Origin of the sequence: Pseudomonas weihenstephanensis, from assembly GCF_001043055.1 — a bacterium.
Classification (GTDB): Bacteria; Pseudomonadota; Gammaproteobacteria; order Pseudomonadales; family Pseudomonadaceae; genus Aquipseudomonas; species Aquipseudomonas weihenstephanensis.
The window spans coordinates 162,892-180,797 of the sequence record NZ_JYLF01000006.1; the positions used below are offsets into that span (position 1 = coordinate 162,892).

Here is a 17,906-nt window from a genome sequence, read left to right on the forward strand (position 1 = left end):
GGCGCCGATTACAGCCTCGTATGACTCGTCAGTGCCTACAGGTCTTATCCGTCCACGCGTTTACAGGCAGGGCCGTGTTTAAAACGGAGCGGGGCACTCGAAGCGCAAGCGTTCACCGGTTTGCGGGTGGGTGAAACTCAGCATGCTGGCGTGCAGGCACAGGCGCGGGTAAGCCGCGAGCGCTTGCTCATGGGCATACAGACCGTCACCCAACAGCGGATGGCCGATAGACAGCATGTGGACGCGCAGTTGGTGCGAGCGCCCGGTAATGGGCGTCAGTTCAACCCGGCAATAATCCCCGCAGCGCTCCAGCACTTTCCAGAACGTCAGTGCATTTTTGCCGAACTCGTGATCCACCACATGCCGGGGCTTGGTCGGCGGGTCGTAGCGCAGTGGCAAATCAATGCTGCCGCTGTCCAGTTCTGGCTGGCCCCATGCCAAGGCGGTGTAGGCTTTTTCGGTTTCGCGGTCATGAAATTGGCGAGACAGTTCGCGGTGGGTGTCGGCATCACGCGCCAGCAGAATGATCCCGGAGGTTTCCCAGTCCAGCCGATGCACGATCCGCGCTTCGGGGTAGCCGTTTTCTTGCAGGCGGGTGATCAGGCAATCCTTGTTGTCATCTGCACGGCCGGGCACGGACAGTAGCAACGTCGGTTTGTTGACCACAAGAACACCAGCGTCCTCGTGGATGATATGGATGTTCGACAACGGCATTAAAACAGCCTCATGAGAAACGCCAACGGCGACGTGGGAGCCTTCTTGCAACAGAAGGCGCCCAGGTCGCCGTGGTGTCAGCCGGATTGATTAACGATCTGGCAGGGTAATATTGAGTTCCAGGATCGAGCAGCTGCCTTCGTTTTCAAGGGCAATTTGAACTTGATCAGACTCGATGTTGACGTACTTGCGGATCACTTCGACCAGTTCTTTTTGCAGAGCTGGCAGGTAATCCGGCGTACTGCGCTGGCCGCGTTCATGCGCCACGATGATCTGTAGACGCTCTTTCGCCACCGACGCCGTGGTGGGTGATTTCCTTGTACGAAAGAAGTCAAAAATATTCATTGCTTAGTTGCCTCCAAACAGGCGCTCGAAGAATCCCTTCTTCTGTGCATCGAGGAAACGATGCTCAACGGTTTTGCCCAGCAAGCGATCAACCGCATCGCTGTAGGCCTGACCGGCGTCGCTTTGATCATCAAGGATCACGGGCACGCCCTGGTTGGAAGCCTTGAGCACGGCCTGAGATTCCGGAATCACGCCCAGCAGGGCCACGGCCAGAATCTCTTTGACGTCTTCAACGCCCAGCATCTCGCCTTTGCTCACGCGCTCAGGGTTGTAGCGGGTCAGCAGCAGGTGTTCTTTGATCGGGTCTTCACCCAGCTCGGCGCGACGCGACTTGCTCGCTAGAAGGCCCAGCATCCGGTCGGAGTCACGTACCGAGGACACTTCCGGGTTGGTCACGACAATCGCTTCATCGGCGAAGTACATGGCCAGGTGAGCACCGGTTTCGATGCCGGCCGGGGAGTCGCAGACCACGAAGTCGAAGGTTTCTTTAAGTTCCATCAGAACTTTTTCGACGCCTTCTTTGGTCAGCGCGTCTTTGTCACGGGTCTGGCTGGCGGCCAGCACGTACAGGTTTTCCAGGCGCTTGTCTTTGATCAGTGCCTGTTGCAGGTTGGCTTCGCCATTGACCACGTTAACGAAGTCATACACCACGCGGCGCTCGCAGCCCATGATCAAGTCCAGGTTACGCAGGCCAACGTCGAAGTCGACGATGACTGTTTTGTGACCGCGCAGTGCGAGGCCGGTACCGATAGCGGCGCTGGTGGTGGTCTTACCCACACCACCCTTGCCGGATGTAACCACGAGAATCTTGGCCAAGGTGTTTCACCCCTAAGGAAAAAGGACTTTTTAGCCCCTGAATAACATCTCTATTAACGACGGCAGGTGAACAGGCCTGGCGGGTTGTCGTTCGGGCTAACACTGACGTGCAGTCAATACCGCCTGATTACGTACTTCCTACAAGATTTAAACTGTTTTCTCTGCGCTTTTGAGACGGTTGGAAAATGGCGAGAGTATCCGTTAAAGACGGGTGATGTTCAACATGTCACTTGACAGACTGATTTGAACCCCTGCGCCCCACAGTGGGTCGCGGCGCAGGTCTTCGGATACGTTGTACTTGCCGGCAATCGACACCAGCTCGGCGCTCAGCTGCTGACAGAAAATCCGCGCCTTGGTGTTGCCTTTATGTCCGGCCAGTGCGCGACCGCGCATAGGCCCGTACACATGGATGTTGCCATCGGCCATAAGTTCCGCACCGGGGCTGACAGCCGCCATCACAACAAGGTCGCCGCCTTCGGCGTACACCGTCTGGCCACCGCGTACCGGGGTGGTAATGATTTTGGTCGGCTTGATCACGGGCTCGGGCGGTTTTTCGGGCTTTTTCTTGACCTGGGCTTCAACCGGTTCAATCGGCCGTTCACGTGCACCGGAGGGCGGCAGCACTGGCAAGTCGATAGCGATGGCAGCGGCAATGTCTTCAATGCGGCTGGCACGGATCGCCAGGGTGCGCAGGCCATGTTGGCGGCACACGCGCATCAGGCCGGGCAAATCAATGGCGCCTTCGCCTGCGGGCATTTTGTCCAGAGCCAGCACGAGCGGTGTGTTGCTGAAAAAGTTGGGTGCTTGAGCCACCTTGGCGGCCAATTGGCGATCAAGGGCTTCAAGGTTGTTTTTGGCCAGTTCCAGCACCGTGATGGCGAGCATACTGCCCTTAAGCTGGAACACGGGGGCTTGGTCTAGCGATTCGGTTTGGCTCATGGTCGGCTTAATGCGGCTTGTCACTTAAAGTGCTGAGACTTATAACGAGAACGCCCGCCAGCCGCAAGCGGGGTCTAACGATGTAGAATGCCCGGCCCTTGTGTCTGTCCGGAATCATTAATGGATCGCCCGCGTTTTCGTGCCACTTTTTTTCACCCGCGTTTTTGGCTGCTTTGGCTCGGCCTGGGCGTGCTCTGGCTGGTGGTTCAACTGCCCTACCGGTTGCAACTGTGTATCGGTCGCGCGCTGGGTGCGCTCATGTACCGTGTGGCCGGTGACCGTCGACGTATTGCCGCGCGTAACCTCGAACTGTGTTTTCCCGACAAGTGCGCGGCCGAGCGCAAACACCTGTTGAAAGAAAACTTCGCCTCCACCGGCATCGCCTTTTTTGAAATGGCCATGAGCTGGTGGTGGTCCAAACCACGTTTGGCCAAGCTCGCCCATGTAGAAGGGCTGGAGCACCTCAAGCAGGCGCAACTGGAAGGCCGGGGCGTGATCTTGATGGCGTTCCACTTCACCACGCTGGAAATCGGCGCCGCCTTGCTCGGCCAGAAGCACACCATCGACGGCATGTACCGCGAGCATGGCAACCCGCTGTTCGACTTTATTCAGCGTCGCGGCCGTGAGCGGCACAATCTGGATTCATTGGCCGTGGAGCGCGACGACGTGCGCGGCATGCTCAAATTGCTGCGCTCCGGGCGGGCGATCTGGTACGCACCCGATCAGGACTACGGCGCCAAGCAAAGTATTTTCGTACCGCTGTTCGGTATTCAGGCGGCGACCGTCACGGCGACCAGCAAGTTTGCCAAGTTGGGCAAAGCGCTGGTTGTGCCCTTTACTCAACAACGACTGGCGGATGGCAGTGGTTACAGGTTGGTGATTCATCCGCCGATGAAGGATTTTCCTGGAGAAAGCGATGAGGTGGACTGCTTGCGCATCAATCAGTGGGTCGAGCGGGCTATCCGCGAGTGCCCCGAGCAGTACCTGTGGGCGCATCGTCGGTTCAAAACACGTCCACCGGGCGAGCCAAAGTTGTACGACAAACGCCGCTGAGGGTAATCGACTCTTCGGAGTGCTGCGTTGAGTGCCACACAGGCAGTCACAGGTCTGATTCTTTCCGGGGGTGGTGCGCGTGCGGCCTACCAGGTGGGCGTGCTGGCCGCGATTGCCGAGTTGCTGCCTGAGGGCGCGCCTAATCCATTTCCGGTGATTGTCGGCACCTCCGCCGGTGCTATCAATGCGGTCAGCCTGGCCAGCGGTGCAATGAACTTTACCCGTGCGGTGGAGCATTTGACCGCGTTCTGGCAGGCGTTTGAAAGCCGTCGCGTGCTGCGCAGCGACTGGCCGGGGGTGATGCACCAGGCCAGCCGTTTTGTGGGTCATAGCCTGCTGGGGCTTGGCTCACATGTACCGGTGGCGCTGCTCAACAGTTCACCGTTGCGCGAGTTGCTCAGCGACAAAATCAACTTTTCGGGCATCAATCAAGCGATTGAGGCGCAGCAACTGCGTGCGGTTGCGGTCACCGCGTTCGGCTACTCATCGGGCCAGGCGGTGACGTTCTACGAGGGTAAGGGCGCGATCGACGGCTGGTTACGCCACCGCAGGATCGGAATGCCGACGCCCTTGACGATTGAGCATTTACTGGCCAGTTCAGCCATCCCCTTGTTGTTTGCCCCGGTCAAAATTGGCGAAGAGTATTTCGGTGATGGCGCGGTCCGTCAGTCCGCCCCCATCAGTCCTGCGCTGCATCTTGGCGCCAACCGCGTGTTGGTGGTCGGGGTCAGTGGCAACCCGCGCGGGCCAGATGCGCAAGACAGCCCGCTACGTCAGTTCAGTGCGCAGCAACCGACGTTGGCACAGATTGGCGGTCACCTGCTCAACAGCACGTTTATCGACAGCCTTGAGAGTGATATCGAACTGCTGGAGCGCTTGAATCATTACAGTCGCGTGCTGCCTCGGCAAACCGACAACCTGGGTTTGTCGCCGGTGGAGGTACTGGTGATTGCGCCGAGCCAGCCCATTGACGAAATTGCTGCGCGTCACCGGCATGAGTTGCCTGCGGCGCTACGCCTGTTTTTGCGTGGGCCGGGAGCGACTAAAACCAGTGGCGCGGGGGTGTTAAGTTATTTGTTGTTCGAAGCGGGATATTGCCGCGAGTTGATCGCGCTGGGGCGCATGGATGCTTTGGCCAAACGCAAACAGCTGTGCACGTTTCTGCGGATTTAGCCGTCGGGCTGCGCGCAGGCAGCGCAGCCCGGAGGGGGGAGGTTTACTCGGCGATTTGCAGTTTTCGCGCTTCTGTATAGATGTAGCGCAGCTTGTCGTATTCAAACGGCGAGTCGAACTGGCCATAACGGAAGCTGGTGTTGTAGCGCTTGTCGACTGCGCCCAGCACCCAGATTTCCGGGTGGCGGGTGCTTTCGTGGGGCACGTTGAGGAAGTTGATTTCCTGGTTCGCGCCGTAGTCGACCACCAGGCCGGTGGTGTCGCGCAGGTTGGATGGCCCCAGAATCGGCAGCATCAAGTACGCGCCGCCGGGCACGCCATAGAAGCCCAGGGTTTGCCCGAAGTCTTCGCTCTGGCGTGGCAGCCCCATGGCTGTGGCCGGGTCCCACAAACCGGCTACGCCCAGTGTGGTGTTCAGCAGCAGGCGCCCGGTGGTTTCCAGTGAACGATGGCCCTTGAGTTGCAGCAGGCTATTGAACAGGTTGGGTACATCACCCAGGTTGTTGAAAAAGTTGCTGACGCCGGTGCGCAGGAAGCTGGGGGTCACGTAGCGGTAGCCGTTGACCACCGGCAGGAACACCCACTGATCGAACCGGTAGTTGAAGTGGTAGATGCGGCGGTTGACCGACTCCAGCGGGTCGTAAACGCTCAAGGCGTTCATGGTGGCGCGTTCGAACTCACGCTGATCCAGTCCCGGGTTGAATTTGAGCAGCTTCAATGGCTCAGTGAAGCCATCGGTATCTACTGTGCGTTCGGTCTGTGCTTTGCTGTTGTCCGCTTGGGCGACGCCGGCGCTCAGTAAAGCGGCAGCCAGTAATAGATGTTTAGCCACGGAAGAACTCCAGCATAGCGTCAGCGTTGACACGGTAGTTGAGGTTGCCGCAATGGCCACCATACGGGTACACCGTCAGGCGATTGCCGAACGTTTCACGCAAAAAGCCCAAATCGCCAGGGCCGAGGATGATGTCGTCGGCATTGTGCATGACCGCGATCTTCGGGCTGTTTTTCAGGTAGTCCTTGAGGGCGTACAGGCTGACCTGATCGATCAGTTGCAACAGGCTGCCGCCATCGGTGCGGGCGCGCCACATCGGGATGACCTGCTCGGTCAGGTAACAGTCAAAGTCGCACTGCAACGAGCGCTTGAGGAAAGGCGTCAGGCTGGTGCCTTCGGTGATCGGGTAGTTGGGCGGGGTAATCAGGCCGCGGCGGTTGATCAAGTCCGAGGTAAACACGATGTCGGCCGACGAGAAACGGAACATAGTGCCGATCAGCATCGCCATTTGTTCGTTGGTCAGTCGTTCTTTGGAGTTCTGGATGTCGTACACCAGCGCTGCGTTGAGGTCGACATAGCCTTTTTGCTTGAAGTACTCGGTCAGTTTGTTCAACACCAGCTCGTAGAACGTGGTGCTGTTGTTGATGCCTTTAACTTCTGTTTGCACCAGTTTGTCGAGGTTGCTGATGGAGGTGTACAGGTTGACTGGCGGGTTGAGCATCAGCACTTTTTTGAAGTTGAAGCTTTTACGGGTTTCATCCAAGTGGCTGACAAAGGCGGCATTCAGCGCGCCAAGGCTATACCCGCTGAGGTAATAGTCGGTGACGGGCACGTCGGCCTGTTGCGCGCGAATGGCCTGCATCACGCGATACAAATCTTCGGCGTCGTATTGGCTGATGCCGGGGGTGGCATAGCGTGAGGCTGCGCTCATAAAGTCATAGCTGGTGGGCGATGACAGTTGCACAACGTGATAACCGGCCTGGTAAAACAGCTTTTTCAGGAATTCGTTGAGGCTGCTGTCGTAGGGCGCACCGGTGCCTGCAATCAAGAACATCAGCGGGGCGGGATGATCTTGTTTGGCCATACGGTAGGTGAGTTTTTTAACCGCCCAAAAGTTGGCCGGCAGCGTGAACTCCCGTTCAGGGCGCATCGTCAGGCTGTAGTCCGATTGACGGATGTCATCTTCGCTCGGCAGATACGGGCGCATCTGCGGTGGAGTCGTCGCGATAGTGGCTTCAAATGGATTGGTAATCGGGTAGCCATACGTGGCGGGGTCGACATCGACCGCCTGCGCGGACGCACTCAGTAAAAGGCCGCCCAAGAGGGCGGCGAGGGGCAGAGAACGAAGCATGAAGACTATCCCAAGAGAAGGTGCGGAGAAGATTCGCAGGCTATGACCACAGGGCTGACGTCGAAGTGCCGTGGTGCACCCCTAAATAAATTCCCAAGTTGTCGCAGGCAGGCAATTAGCTATCGCAAGATACACGTTGAATGACTTTAGTGAACAGATATCTGATTGCAAGGCTTGCATAGCCCATAAGTGCGTTTAAGCTGGGCGCCGCTTTTGCTTATCGGAGTTGTTATGTGTCCTCGTTTGCCGTTTATATTGCTTCTAATTGCTTTGCCTGTATGGCTGGCGGCCGGCTATGGCCTGCGTTATGGCCTGATGGAAGATGCGCAGTGGGTCGGCACGTGTGTGGCAGAAGCGACGCGTTGGGAGTGTCAGTTGCGCGCCAACCTGGGGTGGCTGATCCACTTCAGGGCGATAGGTTGGGTTGCCGTGGCAGTCGCAGCGGTTGCGTTTTTTGTACGCGGGCGCGTTGGCAATGCATTGGCGCTTGTGGCGTTGGCATTCGGGTTGCCTGCACTGGCGTTGTATAACGCCAGTCTGGCCGTGTTTGCAGTGGTGATTGCGGGGCTGCGGCTGGTAAGAGCGCGCACAATTTGAGGGGGCCTGTTGCAGTGGTCGGGGGAGCATGCCGAGACCGCTGTGCCTTATGTGTCTGGCGCAGCGGCTACTGAGTAAGTAGCCGCACGGCCTGGTCGAGCCTCATTCAGCGAGTGCGCACGCTGCGCCACAAAGCGAGTACCAGCAGCAGACTGACCAGCGCCCACCCCCATGCCTGTTCGTTGCTCACTCCTTCGCGATACAGCTGTAACGGAATGCCAGCGCCAATGATAAACGCCAGCAAGCCAAACTCACGCCGTGGTCCGCACACGGGGCGCAGCAGGTAAACCAGCGCGGGCAGCAACAAGGCCGCACTGGGGAAGCTGCGGTAGCGCGGTTCAAACACCAGCCCCAGCATCATGACCGCCCCGGCAAATCCGGCAGCGGCCAACCACCAGCCCGCACGGCGCTCCAGGTGGTTGAACAGGCGCTCGCGCCACCCCTCTTTTTGCCCCAAGGCCAGCGCCGCATGGGTCATCACAATCAGGTTCAAGACCAAGAGTGCCCCGGCCCACACCCATTCCCCGGCAAAGCGGCTGGTGACGGAGGCCAGTTCAGCCCAGGCAATGATCGTGCACCCTGACACTGCCCCCAGTGCGGGCAACAACAACGCTGCACGCGTGCTGCGAACGCGCCCGCCAATCAGCAGGGTGGCGAGGAGCAGGGCTGTACCGAAGCCGAGCCAAACGGGCCAGTGTGGCAAGTTGGAGACCGGCCCGGCCAGAATGCCTTTGTCCTGGCGGTCAGCGTCAAACAACCCCCAGTAGCCACCCACTGCTCCTTCGCTGCCACGTTTCCAGGGTTGGTCAAAGGCTTCGATCAGGTTGTACTTCCAGCCGTTTTGTTCGGCCAGGGTGACAAAGCCGCGAATGAACTTGGCTTCGTTGACGCGACTTGGCAGGGCTGTTTCGCGCTGTCGGCCTTCGCTGGGCCAGCCGGTCTCACCAATCAGGATGTCTTTAGGGGCGAATTTGCTGCCGAAGACTTCACGGATCTGTTCGACGTGTTTCACGGCTTGGTCGACGCCTGCCGGGTCATCTTCCCAGTAAGGCAGCAGGTGAATGGTCAGAAAATCCACCGCAGGTGCGATTTCAGGGTGTTGTAACCAGAACTCCCATACGTCTGCGTACGTCACCGGTTGCTTGATTTGATGCTTTACCTGTTCGATCAGTGCGACCAGTTGCGGGGCCGTGATTTCTTTGCGCAGCAGGGCCTCGTTACCCACGATCACAGCACTGACGACGTCGGGGTTGGCATTGGCCGATGCAATGAGCGCCTTGACCTCTGCGGCGGTCGCTATCGGGTCCGGGCTTACCCAGGCGCCGATCATCAACTTGAGTCCGTGCTTGCGGGCCAGCTCGGGTAATGCCTCGAGCCCGGCCTGGGAGTAGGTGCGAATGCACTGAAAACGCGTGGCGAGTAACGCCAGGTCTGCATCCATGCGCTCAATGCGCGGCACGAACGGTTGGTCGAAGGGCGATTGATCCTTGTCGAACGGGGTATAGGAGGCACATTGCAGTTTGTGTGTCGGGGTGGCCGCGTCGGGCAACAGGACGGGTTGGCCCAGGCCGTACCAGAAGCCGGCAACTGCAAACAGGCTGAGTAAACAGGCGAAGAGGTAGGGCAGGGCTGGAAAGCGGGCAGTCGCGGACATGGGCAGGCCGTATAGGAGCAAAGCCGCGCATCTTACCTGCAATTGAGTGTGCTCAGCGCTTGTGAATAATTTTGTTACGTCTACGCGTGATGTCGCTTGCGGTTGCCTTGATGTCGTCGTCAGAGCAGGTCGCTCGTACCGGGGCGTTGATGATCAAGGTGTGGGTTCGGGCGGTCCGGCACTCGTCGGGCCCGACACAGTGAGGAATCAGTGATGAGTATGCGACGACTCTTGAGTGTGGGGGCTGCTGTAGTGCTGGCGATGAGTGCGGGGTTGGCCAGCGCGCAAACCAAACCGACGTTGACCATTGGGTATGTGGACGGCTGGTCTGACAGCGTGGCAACGACTCATGTGGCCGCTGAAGTGATCAAACAAACGTTGGGGTATGAGGTGAAGTTGATGCCGGTCGCAACGGGCATCATGTGGCAGGGCGTGGCCACGGGTAAGCTGGACGCCATGTTGTCCGCCTGGTTGCCTGTCACGCATGGCGAGTATTGGGCCAAGAACAAGGACAAAGTGGTGGATTATGGCCCCAACTTTAAAGACGCAAAAATCGGTCTGATTGTGCCTGAGTATGTGAAGGCCACCTCCATCGCGGATCTGAAAGATGACAGTGGCTTCCAGCAAAAAATTGTCGGAATTGATGCCGGGTCAGGGGTGATGCTCAAAACGGATGAGGCCATCAAGGATTACGGTCTGGGCTATAAATTGCAGGCCAGTTCTGGCGCGGCCATGACTTCGCAGCTGGGGCGCGCTTATGCCAAGCAAGAGCCGATTGTGGTCACGGGGTGGGTGCCGCACTGGATGTTTGCCAAATGGAAGCTGCGCTTTCTGGATGATCCCAAAGGCGTGTATGGCGCTGCGGAGACAGTTAATAGCATTGGCAGCACAGCGTTAGGCACCAAAGCGCCTGAAGTGGCGGCCTTCCTGAAAAAATTCCACTGGAACTCAAAGGACGAAATTGGCGAGGTCATGCTGGCGATTCAGGAAGGGGCCAAGCCTGATGTTGCTGCCAAAGAGTGGGTGGCAAAGCATCCTGAGCGCGTGGCTGAGTGGGTCCACTAAAAACCGCTGAAGTGTCTAGCTCGCAGCCCCCAGAACCGCCCGGCGATATTGCCCGGCGGTTTTTCGATTTATGGGGTGGCAAATTGATGTCGTTATCCTTGCGGGCTAGATAAACCGGGGGCTACAGCAGATTGAGGGTTCTACTACTAAAGTCGTCTGGCTTAGAAATTGAAGCCCCCTAATAGTGAAAACGTTCCATCTCATCTGTGCTGCGAGGACAAAAATAATGAACGACAGCATTTACCTCAAGATTCAAAACAGCCCGCGTTTCAAGGAGCTGGTTAAGAAAAGAGAGCGTTTCGCCTGGATTCTATCGGCGATCATGCTTGGCTTATACGCCGCTTTTATCCTGTTAGTTGCCTACGGGTCGCACATCATGGGGGCGAAACTGAGCCCTGATTCGTCTATCACCTGGGGGATTCCGATTGGTGTGGGGCTGATTATTTCGGCTTTTATACTGACCGGTATCTATGTGCACCGGGCCAATGGCGAATTTGACGACCTGAACAACGCAATTCTCAAGGAGGCTGCGCAATGATCCGGCGTCTATTGGCAACATTGGGCCTTGCAGCCTTGTCTTCCGGCGTCTGGGCAGCCGACGCCCTGACCGGTGAAGTTCAAAAACAACCGCTCAACGTGTCGGCGATCATTATGTTCGTCGTCTTTGTGGGGGCGACCCTGTGTATTACCTATTGGGCTTCCAAGCGCAATAAGTCGGCAGCGGATTACTACGCAGCGGGCGGTAAGATCACAGGCTTTCAGAATGGTCTGGCGATTGCGGGCGACTATATGTCTGCGGCGTCTTTTCTGGGTATTTCCGCGCTGGTGTACACCTCTGGCTACGATGGCCTGATCTACTCGATCGGCTTTCTGGTGGGCTGGCCCATCATTTTGTTCTTGATCGCAGAGCGTTTGCGCAACTTGGGCAAGTACACGTTTGCTGACGTGGCCTCGTACCGGTTGGGTCAGACTCAGATCCGCTCCTTGTCTGCCTGCGGTTCGTTGGTGGTGGTGGCGTTTTACCTGATCGCGCAAATGGTCGGTGCAGGCAAGCTGATCCAATTGCTCTTTGGTCTGGATTATCACGTTGCGGTCATTCTGGTCGGCATCCTGATGTGCCTGTACGTGCTGTTTGGCGGCATGCTGGCCACTACGTGGGTACAGATCATCAAGGCGGTGCTGTTGTTGTCGGGCGCAACCTTCATGGCCGTCATGGTAATGAAGCACGTCAACTTCGACTTCAACGCGTTGTTTGCTGAAGCGGTGCAGATTCACCCTAAAGGTGAAGCGATCATGAGTCCGGGCGGTTTGGTCAAAGACCCGATTTCTGCTTTCTCCCTCGGCCTGGCACTGATGTTTGGTACGGCGGGTCTGCCGCACATTCTGATGCGCTTCTTCACGGTGAGCGACGCTAAAGAAGCCCGTAAGAGCGTGTTCTATGCAACCGGCTTTATTGGTTACTTCTACATCCTGACGTTCATTATTGGTTTTGGTGCAATCATCCTGGTCAGTACCAACCCGGCTTTCAAAGACGCTGCAGGCGCCTTGTTGGGCGGTAATAACATGGCGGCGGTGCATTTGGCTGACGCAGTGGGTGGCAGTCTCTTCCTGGGCTTTATCTCGGCGGTCGCGTTTGCCACCATTCTGGCAGTCGTTGCGGGCCTTACATTGGCGGGCGCCTCGGCGGTGTCTCACGACTTGTATGCCAGCGTCATCAAGAAGGGCAAGGCCAACGACAAGGACGAGATTCGCGTCTCGAAGATCACCACCATCGCGCTGGGCGTATTGGCGATTGGCCTGGGGATTCTGTTCGAAAGCCAAAACATCGCGTTCATGGTTGGTTTGGCGTTCTCGATTGCGGCCAGCTGCAACTTCCCGGTACTGCTGCTATCGATGTACTGGAAAAACCTGACCACGCGAGGGGCCATGATTGGCGGCTGGCTGGGTCTGATCAGTGCTGTTGGCTTGATGATCCTTGGCCCGACCATTTGGGTACAGATCCTTCATCATGAAAAAGCTATCTTCCCTTACGAGTACCCGGCACTTTTCTCAATGATCATTGCGTTTGTGGGTATCTGGTTCTTCTCGATTACTGACAAGTCCAAGTCGGCCGAGAAAGAACGGGCACTGTTCTTCCCGCAATTTGTGCGTTCCCAGACAGGGTTGGGGGCGAGCGGGGCGGTGGATCATTAATCCGCGCTAGACAGCCTGTTGAAAACAATCCCCCTGTCGTGAGACAGGGGGATTTTTTGTGTGGTCCGATAAGTCTCGTCGCTATTGGCGAGGGGTGAGGCTGGGGTCGAGGAGGCAATCGTCGTATGTGCGGCAGGTGTGATGCATCTGACGCTTGCCGGTTGAATGGTTTGCGAAGGCCGCGCCGCTGGATGCAGCCCCGTTCTTGCGTCAGCGGCTACAAAGCATGCGCAAAAAAAACGGCCCCTGCTCTATATAAAGGGCAGGGGCCGTTTTTGTTGCAGTTAAGACGCCAGGGTCTTACTTGCGGTCTTCCAGCGGGGTCAGATCACGCTGCTCGTAGCCGGTGTACAGCTGGCGCGGACGGCCAATCTTGTACGGGCTGGAGAGCATTTCTTTCCAGTGCGAGATCCAGCCGACTGTACGCGACAGGGCGAAGATCACGGTGAACATGCTGGTTGGAATGCCGATCGCCTTGAGGATGATCCCCGAGTAGAAGTCGACGTTCGGGTACAGCGAGCGTTCGATGAAGTAAGGGTCGGTCAGGGCGATCTCTTCCAGGCGCATGGCCAGTTCGAGTTGCGGATCGTTCTGAATGCCCAGCTCTTTGAGCACTTCGTCGCACGTCTTCTTCATGACCGTGGCGCGCGGGTCGCGGTTTTTGTAAACCCGGTGACCGAAGCCCATCAGCTTGAATGGATCGTTTTTGTCCTTGGCCTTGGCGATGAACGTGTCGATGTTGGACACATCGCCAATTTCGTCGAGCATGGTCAGCACGGCTTCGTTGGCGCCGCCGTGGGCAGGGCCCCACAGTGCAGCGATGCCCGCCGCAATACAGGCGAACGGGTTGGCACCCGAAGAGCCTGCCAGACGCACGGTAGAGGTTGACGCATTCTGTTCGTGGTCGGCGTGCAGGATAAAGATCTTATCCATCGCCTTGGCCAATACCGGGCTGATCGGTTTGATCTCGCACGGCGTGTTGAACATCATGTGCAGGAAGTTTTCGGCGTAAGTCAGGTCGTTACGCGGGTACATCATGGGTTGGCCCATGGAGTACTTGTAAACCATCGCTGCCAGGGTCGGCATCTTGGCAACCAGACGGATCGCGGAAATCTCGCGATGCTGCGGGTTATTGATGTCCAGAGAGTCGTGGTAGAAGGCCGAGAGGGCGCCGACTACACCGCACATGACTGCCATAGGGTGGGCGTCACGACGGAAGCCGTTGAAGAAGGTCTTCAACTGCTCGTGAACCATAGTGTGGTTCTTTACGGTGCTGACAAATTGAGCTTTCTGCTCTGCGGTCGGCAGTTCGCCGTTCAGCAGTAGATAAGCGGTCTCAAGATAGTCAGAGTGTTCGGCCAGCTGTTCAATCGGGTAGCCGCGGTGCAGCAGGATACCGTTGTCACCATCAATATAGGTGATCTTCGACTCGCAAGACGCGGTCGACATGAAGCCAGGGTCAAATGTGAACCGGCCCGTGGCCGTCAGGCCTCGCACATCGATTACATCGGGACCCACGGTGCCAGTTAAAATGGGCAGCTCGACGGGGGCTGCGCCCTCGATGATCAACTGCGCTTTTTTGTCAGCCATGTGGCCTCCTATTTATGCTTGAAATCATCAGACAGACCCCCCACGCAGGGCCCGCACCACTATAGTGAGATAAATTTGAATGTCAATTTGCCTAAAGTCTTGCTGTACAAGGCTTTGAGGTGTGTTTTTTAGCGATTATCCCTGCCGTTTACGCCTTTTATAGCCTGAGCGCAATGCGCTATTAGAGGCAGGTGATTGCGTTGTCATTAGTAAGCCAACTGTCTATACTCGGCAGCCGACCGCCAGAGGCTTTAGGGCCTGTTTAAATGGGGGTCGTCACTCCCCGGGTGGTGGGTACCTGACCAGTGCGCATCCCAACAAACTTGCCCTGATTGTTAGGGGCTCTTCAGTGTGAAAAAAGCCGTGAATAGCCAACGACCTGTAAACCTAGACCTAAGGACCATCAAACTCCCCATCACCGGCGTTACGTCATTCCTGCACCGTGTATCGGGCATCATTCTGTTTCTTGGCCTGGGCATCATGCTTTATGCATTGAGCAAATCCCTGGGCTCGGAAGAAGGTTTTGCCGAGGTGAAGGCGTGCTTGACCAGTCCGCTGGCCAAATTCGTTGCGTGGGGGCTGCTATCTGCCTTGCTGTATCACCTGGTGGCAGGTATTCGCCATTTGATCATGGACATGGGTATCGGTGAGACGCTGGAAGGCGGCAAGCTGGGCTCGAAAATTGTCATCGTCATTTCCGTGGTGATGATCGTTCTGGCAGGAGTTTGGATATGGTAACCAGCGTTACGAACCTATCGCGTTCGGGCCTCTATGACTGGATGGCACAGCGTGTGTCTGCGGTCGTTCTAGCGGCTTACTTCATTTTCCTGATCGGATACCTCGTTGCGAACCCTGGCATTGGCTACGCCCAATGGCATGAGCTGTTTGCAAGCAACTGGATGCGTATCTTCAGCCTGCTGGCCCTTGTTGCACTCGGCGCTCACGCCTGGGTCGGCATGTGGACCATCGCGACCGACTACCTGACGCCAATGGCGCTGGGCAAGTCCGCGACCGCAGTACGTTTCCTCTTCCAGGCAGTTTGCGGCGTTGCAATGTTCGCTTACTTCGTCTGGGGTGTGCAGATTCTTTGGGGTATCTGATTCATGGCTAACACAGTTAATACACTTTCGTTTGACGCCATTATTATTGGTGGCGGCGGTGCTGGCATGCGTGCTGCTTTGCAGCTGGCACAAGGCGGTCACAAGACTGCTGTAATCACCAAGGTCTTCCCGACCCGCTCCCACACCGTTTCGGCTCAGGGTGGCATTACCTGCGCAATCGCCTCTGCAGATCCAAACGATGACTGGCGCTGGCACATGTACGACACCGTCAAGGGTTCCGACTATATCGGTGACCAGGACGCTATCGAATACATGTGTTCCGTAGGCCCTGAAGCCGTATTCGAACTGGAGCACATGGGTCTGCCATTCTCCCGTACCGAGCAAGGCCGCATCTACCAGCGTCCTTTCGGTGGTCAGTCCAAGGACTTCGGTAAAGGCGGCCAGGCTGCGCGGACTTGCGCTGCGGCTGACCGTACCGGTCACGCGCTGTTGCACACCCTGTATCAAGCCAACCTGAAGGCCGGCACCGTATTCCTGAACGAATACTACGGCGTCGATCTGGTGAAGAACGAAGCTGGCGATTTTGTCGGCATGATCGTTATCTGCATCGAAACCGGCGAAACCTCGTACGTTCGTGCCAATGCCACTGTATTGGCGACTGGCGGTGCAGGCCGTATCTACTCCTCGACCACCAACGCCTTGATCAACACCGGTGACGGTATTGGTATGGCGCTGCGTGCTGGCGTGCCGGTACAAGACATCGAAATGTGGCAGTTCCACCCAACCGGTATTGCCGGCGCCGGTGTACTGGTTACCGAAGGTTGCCGTGGTGAAGGTGGATACCTGATCAACAAGCACGGCGAGCGTTTCATGGAGCGCTATGCGCCGAACGCTAAAGACCTTGCTGGTCGTGACGTCGTGGCTCGCTCGATGGTTAAAGAAATCATCGCGGGCAACGGCTGCGGTCCAGATGGCGACCACGTCATGTTGAAACTCGATCACCTCGGTGAGGAAGTTCTGCACAGCCGTCTGCCAGGCATCTGCGAACTGTCCAAGACATTCGCTCACGTTGACCCGGTACTGGCTCCGGTTCCAGTAGTTCCAACTTGCCACTACATGATGGGCGGCGTTGCCACCAACATTCATGGTCAGGCAATCACTCAGGATGCCGACGGCAACGACCAGATCATCCCTGGCCTGTTCGCAGTGGGTGAAGTGGCGTGCGTATCGGTTCACGGTGCCAACCGTCTGGGCGGTAACTCGTTGCTCGACCTGGTGGTGTTCGGTCGTGCTGCCGGCCTGTTCCTTGAGCAGACCCTGAAAGAAGGCGTCGATTATGCGCGCCCACGCCAGTCCGATATCGACGCTGCGCTGGCACGTCTGGACGGCCTGAACTCGCGTACTGACGGCGAAGACGTGGCAACCCTGCGTAAAGAACTGCAAAGCTGCATGCAGAACTACTTCGGTGTATTCCGCACTGGCGAATACATGCAGAAGGGTATTGCCCAGCTGGCTGATCTGCGCAAGCGCATTGCCAACGTGAAAATCAACGATAAGAGCCAGGCGTTCAACACGGCCCGTATCGAAGCCCTTGAGCTGCAAAACCTGCTCGAAGTGGCTGAAGCGACTGCAATCGCTGCTGAAGTTCGTAAAGAATCGCGCGGTGCTCACGCCCGCGAAGACTTCGAAGATCGTGACGACGTTAACTGGCTGTGCCACACCCTGTACTTCCCGGGTGACAAGCGCGTAGCCAAACGTGCGGTGAACTTCTCGCCGAAAACCGTTCCGACCTTCGAACCTATGGTTCGGACTTACTAAGGGTGGCCGATATGTTGAAAGTCAGTGTTTATCGCTACAACCCGGATCAAGACGCTGCGCCGTTCATGCAGGAGTTCCAGGTCAATACCAACGGTAAAGACCTGATGGTGCTGGACGTACTGGCCCTGATCAAAGAGCAGGACGAAGGTTTCTCCTATCGTCGCTCTTGCCGTGAGGGCGTTTGCGGCTCCGACGGCATGAACATCAACGGCAAAAACGGCCTGGCGTGCGTAACGCCACTGTCCGCTGTCGTTAAAGGCAACAAGCTGATCGTTCGTCCTCTGCCAGGTTTGCCGGTTATCCGTGACCTGGTCGTCGATATGAGCATCTTCTACAAGCAATACGAGAAGGTGAAGCCGTTCCTGCAGAACGATACGCCGGCCCCGGCCATCGAACGTCTGCAATCGCCAGAAGAGCGTGAAAAGCTCGACGGTCTGTACGAGTGCATCCTGTGCGCTTGCTGCTCGACCTCCTGCCCGTCCTTCTGGTGGAACCCGGACAAGTTCCTGGGCCCTGCTGCACTGCTGCAAGCCTATCGATTCCTGGCTGACAGCCGTGACACCAAGACCAGCGAGCGTCTGGCTTCACTGGATGACCCGTTCAGCGTATTCCGCTGCCGCGGGATCATGAACTGCGTCAACGTGTGTCCGAAGGGCTTGAACCCGACTAAGGCCATCGGTCACGTGCGTAGCATGCTGCTGCAAAGCGGCGTTTGATACACAAGCTGTAACGTAGATCGCTGTAACCGTAGATGCTACGGCGCAG

18 protein-coding genes are annotated in these 17,906 nt (G+C 57.2%); 10 read left to right on the top strand and 8 right to left on the bottom strand.

Annotated features, from left to right (window positions below):
- Positions 1–78: 78 nt before the first annotated feature.
- From TU86_RS15755 to minC, 4 genes are all read right to left on the bottom strand, one after another.
- A complete protein-coding gene (locus TU86_RS15755; protein ID WP_125828512.1) occupies positions 79–765 on the bottom strand; it encodes an RluA family pseudouridine synthase in 687 nt (228 codons plus the stop codon).
- Between the two features lie 39 nt (positions 766–804).
- Positions 805–1,059, bottom strand: coding sequence for a cell division topological specificity factor MinE (minE, locus tag TU86_RS15760; RefSeq protein ID WP_048365259.1), 255 nt, complete (start codon positions 1,057–1,059; stop codon positions 805–807).
- 3 nt (positions 1,060–1,062) lie between these two features.
- Positions 1,063–1,875 carry a septum site-determining protein MinD gene (gene minD / locus TU86_RS15765; protein ID WP_048365260.1) on the bottom strand — a complete coding sequence of 271 codons (813 nt, stop codon included), beginning with the start codon at positions 1,873–1,875 and terminating at the stop codon, positions 1,063–1,065.
- Between the two features lie 201 nt (positions 1,876–2,076).
- Positions 2,077–2,814 (bottom strand): septum site-determining protein MinC, encoded by a 738-nt coding sequence (gene minC / locus TU86_RS15770; RefSeq protein ID WP_048365261.1) that lies wholly within the window; start codon positions 2,812–2,814, stop codon positions 2,077–2,079.
- A 120-nt stretch (positions 2,815–2,934) separates the two neighbouring features.
- On the opposite strand from minC, the gene TU86_RS15775 reads away from it, so the two are divergent.
- Both TU86_RS15775 and TU86_RS15780 read left to right on the top strand, forming a co-directional pair.
- Positions 2,935–3,867: a lipid A biosynthesis lauroyl acyltransferase gene (locus TU86_RS15775; protein WP_048365262.1), complete on the top strand. Its 933-nt coding sequence runs from the start codon at positions 2,935–2,937 to the stop codon at positions 3,865–3,867.
- Positions 3,868–3,894: 27 nt separating this feature from the next.
- A complete protein-coding gene (locus TU86_RS15780; protein ID WP_048365263.1) occupies positions 3,895–5,040 on the top strand; it encodes a patatin-like phospholipase family protein in 1,146 nt (381 codons plus the stop codon).
- Between the two features lie 43 nt (positions 5,041–5,083).
- Here the strand turns inward: TU86_RS15780 and TU86_RS15785 are convergent, their stop codons facing one another.
- Entirely contained in the window at positions 5,084–5,872 is a 789-nt protein-coding gene (locus tag TU86_RS15785; RefSeq protein WP_048365264.1) for an MlaA family lipoprotein, read from the bottom strand.
- Positions 5,865–7,163, bottom strand: coding sequence for a serine/threonine protein kinase (locus TU86_RS15790; RefSeq protein WP_048365265.1), 1,299 nt, complete (start codon positions 7,161–7,163; stop codon positions 5,865–5,867). The genes TU86_RS15785 and TU86_RS15790 overlap by 8 nt, the downstream gene beginning before the upstream one ends.
- A 231-nt stretch (positions 7,164–7,394) precedes the next feature.
- Here TU86_RS15790 and TU86_RS15795 point away from each other — a divergent pair, with 231 nt between their 5' ends.
- Complete coding sequence (locus tag TU86_RS15795) at positions 7,395–7,760, top strand: hypothetical protein (protein WP_048365266.1); 366 nt, start codon at positions 7,395–7,397, stop codon at positions 7,758–7,760.
- A gap of 106 nt (positions 7,761–7,866) precedes the next feature.
- Here the strand turns inward: TU86_RS15795 and TU86_RS15800 are convergent, their stop codons facing one another.
- Positions 7,867–9,414, bottom strand: coding sequence for a glycoside hydrolase family 17 protein (locus TU86_RS15800; protein ID WP_048365267.1), 1,548 nt, complete (start codon positions 9,412–9,414; stop codon positions 7,867–7,869).
- 213 nt (positions 9,415–9,627) lie between these two features.
- On the opposite strand from TU86_RS15800, the gene TU86_RS15805 reads away from it, so the two are divergent.
- The 3 genes from TU86_RS15805 to TU86_RS15815 all read left to right on the top strand — a co-directional run bounded on the left by TU86_RS15805 (position 9,628) and on the right by TU86_RS15815 (position 12,672).
- Positions 9,628–10,479, top strand: coding sequence for a glycine betaine ABC transporter substrate-binding protein (locus tag TU86_RS15805; protein WP_048365268.1), 852 nt, complete (start codon positions 9,628–9,630; stop codon positions 10,477–10,479).
- Positions 10,480–10,705: 226 nt separating this feature from the next.
- Positions 10,706–11,017 carry a DUF485 domain-containing protein gene (locus tag TU86_RS15810; protein WP_048365269.1) on the top strand — a complete coding sequence of 104 codons (312 nt, stop codon included), beginning with the start codon at positions 10,706–10,708 and terminating at the stop codon, positions 11,015–11,017.
- Positions 11,014–12,672: a cation acetate symporter gene (locus TU86_RS15815; protein ID WP_048365270.1), complete on the top strand. Its 1,659-nt coding sequence runs from the start codon at positions 11,014–11,016 to the stop codon at positions 12,670–12,672. Before TU86_RS15810 ends, TU86_RS15815 begins: the two co-directional genes overlap by 4 nt.
- Before the next feature lie 300 nt (positions 12,673–12,972).
- Here TU86_RS15815 and gltA read toward each other — a convergent pair whose 3' ends face one another.
- Entirely contained in the window at positions 12,973–14,262 is a 1,290-nt protein-coding gene (gene gltA, locus TU86_RS15820; RefSeq protein WP_048365271.1) for a citrate synthase, read from the bottom strand.
- A 351-nt stretch (positions 14,263–14,613) separates the two neighbouring features.
- Here gltA and sdhC point away from each other — a divergent pair, with 351 nt between their 5' ends.
- Genes sdhC through TU86_RS15840 form a run of 4 tightly spaced genes read left to right on the top strand, consistent with a single transcriptional unit; the run spans position 14,614 to position 17,857 of the window.
- Positions 14,614–15,000, top strand: coding sequence for a succinate dehydrogenase, cytochrome b556 subunit (sdhC, locus tag TU86_RS15825; protein WP_070411961.1), 387 nt, complete (start codon positions 14,614–14,616; stop codon positions 14,998–15,000).
- On the top strand, positions 14,994–15,362 hold the full coding sequence (sdhD, locus tag TU86_RS15830; RefSeq protein WP_003446906.1) for a succinate dehydrogenase, hydrophobic membrane anchor protein: 369 nt from the start codon (positions 14,994–14,996) through the stop codon (positions 15,360–15,362). Before sdhC ends, sdhD begins: the two co-directional genes overlap by 7 nt.
- 3 nt (positions 15,363–15,365) lie before the next feature.
- Positions 15,366–17,141, top strand: coding sequence for a succinate dehydrogenase flavoprotein subunit (gene sdhA, locus TU86_RS15835; protein WP_016780168.1), 1,776 nt, complete (start codon positions 15,366–15,368; stop codon positions 17,139–17,141).
- 11 nt (positions 17,142–17,152) lie between these two features.
- Complete coding sequence (locus tag TU86_RS15840) at positions 17,153–17,857, top strand: succinate dehydrogenase iron-sulfur subunit (protein ID WP_048365272.1); 705 nt, start codon at positions 17,153–17,155, stop codon at positions 17,855–17,857.
- Positions 17,858–17,906: the final 49 nt, after the last annotated feature.